This window comes from Paracraurococcus lichenis, from assembly GCF_030657435.1.
GTDB lineage: Bacteria > Pseudomonadota > Alphaproteobacteria > Acetobacterales > Acetobacteraceae > Paracraurococcus > Paracraurococcus lichenis.
In genome coordinates this window covers 1-1,744 of record NZ_JAUTWS010000270.1, presented here as the reverse complement: position 1 = coordinate 1,744, position 1,744 = coordinate 1, and the positions used below count along the sequence as shown (strand labels likewise).

Here is a 1,744-nt window from a genome sequence, read left to right as displayed (position 1 = left end):
CCTCATGCCCGGTGCGCCGAGCGCCCGGCCGACGATGGCCGATGCCGCGGCCGTCATCTCCGCCGTGTCGGTCAGGTCACGAAGCTGATCGCCGATCTCCAGGAGGGCATTGCGGCGCATGTCGGCGAGCACCCGCTCCGTCACCTCCAGGAACAGGACGGCGAACCGGTCCTTGTCCAGGGGAAAGGCCCGTCCGTCGTACCATCGTCAGAGGGAGCCGATCTGGCGGGTGAAGGCCGCGGCCTCGCCGGTCTCGACGACCCGGGCAAACTCCTGGACCCATTCATTGCCGTTGCGGCAGTCCTTCAGGCTCGCCGTCTCGACGCTCAACCAGAAGAGCGGCGTGGCCCGGCCATGGCGGCAGAGCAGCGAGAGCATCAGCGTGGCCTGGCCGTCGGCGGCGAACTCGGTCCAGTCCATCGCCACGGTGATCGCCAGCCGCTGGCCGACCACATGCCGGACCCAGTGCGGCAGCAGGGCGTCGACATCGATGCCCGGGTTGGACAGCAGGCGATCGACCTGCTTGACGGCATGCCTGGTCTTCAGGCCGCGCGCCAGTGCCAGGCCCTGGCCGATCAGCGACACCGCCAGCGAGCAGCTCCGCATCGCCCCCAGCGTGGTACCTGCCAGGGACTGCACGCGCTTGGCATGCAGCTCCTGGCCGAACACGTCGCCGAGGAACTGCTCTACCGTTGCCGGGGAAATCTGCTTGCTCCGCATCGCGCCCCCATCCCGCAGCGTGGGACGGTGTCGAATCAGAGTGTGGCTGGGAAGGCAAGGCACTGCCTGGTGGCGTCAGGAAAGAACGATGGTCGGCACCGTCCGATTCATTCCCTCAACTCGGCACCCGCCGTCTGATTCCTTCATTTCATACGTTGGGCGGCCAGTATGAGGGGATGGCTGAGCGAATTAGTAAGAGTGCGCCCTGTATGGGACGCGACCCGGCAGCAGCAAGCGCGGATCCTGGCCCTGCGGGTAGCCCGGATAGCTCTGCTGACCCGGTGTTGGGCCGGAAGGAGGCTGGATCAGCGGCATGATGGACATCGACGGCATCTCCACTCCCGGGCTCGCTGGCGCGACCCCGCAAGACGGACGGAGGATGCCGCAATCCCAGTGGAAACCCTCTCGTTTGCCGCTGACGCTACCGCCGTGTTCATGGCGGCACTCGCAGAGCTTCTCGCCAATGCAGGCCGTAACGCCCTCGCGCGCCACACCGCAGACAGGAGGCGTCGTCTGCGCCCAGGCAACTGGCGCGAGCAGCAGGGAGGCAGTCAATGATAAGAAAAGGCGCATGCTGTAACCTTGGCGTCACTCAATCACCAGTCTGTAAACGACCGCGAGGCTCGTCGGACAGCCAGCCTTTCCGGTTCCGGTGTGAACCGCCCCGGATGTTATGGCAGGGGCAGTGATATCAGGTGCCAATGGCTGGCGAGGGTGTTGCTCGAAGATCAGCGGCCGTCGGCACGTCTTTCCCGTTGTCAAGCAGGTCAGTCGGACGAGCGCCGGCCCATTGCGCCAGGGCGGCACTTCCCGCCGGCGAGAGTCGGTAGATGCCCCGGGCTTCGCGCTCAAACCAGCCGTAGACATTCCTCAGCAGGATGGCGGCCGCGTCCGGCGCCGTCTCTCGCAGATCACGCGGGCGCCTCGGCCCCTCCCGCAGTGCCAAAGCACAGGCGAGCGCACGCTGGCGGTAGGCCGTCATGACCGGCTGACGGGACGAGCCGCCCATCGCCGGATCGCCCTG

General features: G+C 66.8%; 2 protein-coding genes. Both read right to left on the bottom strand.

Features of this window, described 5'->3' with window-relative positions; all coding sequences use genetic code 11:
- Positions 1–207 precede the first annotated feature (207 nt).
- Positions 208–720, bottom strand: a complete 513-nt coding sequence (locus Q7A36_RS39615; RefSeq protein WP_305109288.1) for a hypothetical protein — start codon at positions 718–720, stop codon at positions 208–210.
- Between the two features lie 691 nt (positions 721–1,411).
- Positions 1,412–1,744 (bottom strand): DUF2161 family putative PD-(D/E)XK-type phosphodiesterase (locus Q7A36_RS39610; RefSeq protein WP_305109287.1); only part of this gene is annotated, 333 nt, incomplete at its 5' end.

Coding starts and splice junctions, on each gene's coding strand:
- Q7A36_RS39615 (WP_305109288.1), bottom strand. CDS start 720: ATGCGGAGCAAGCAGATTTCCCCGGCAACGGTAGAGCAGTTCCTCGGC.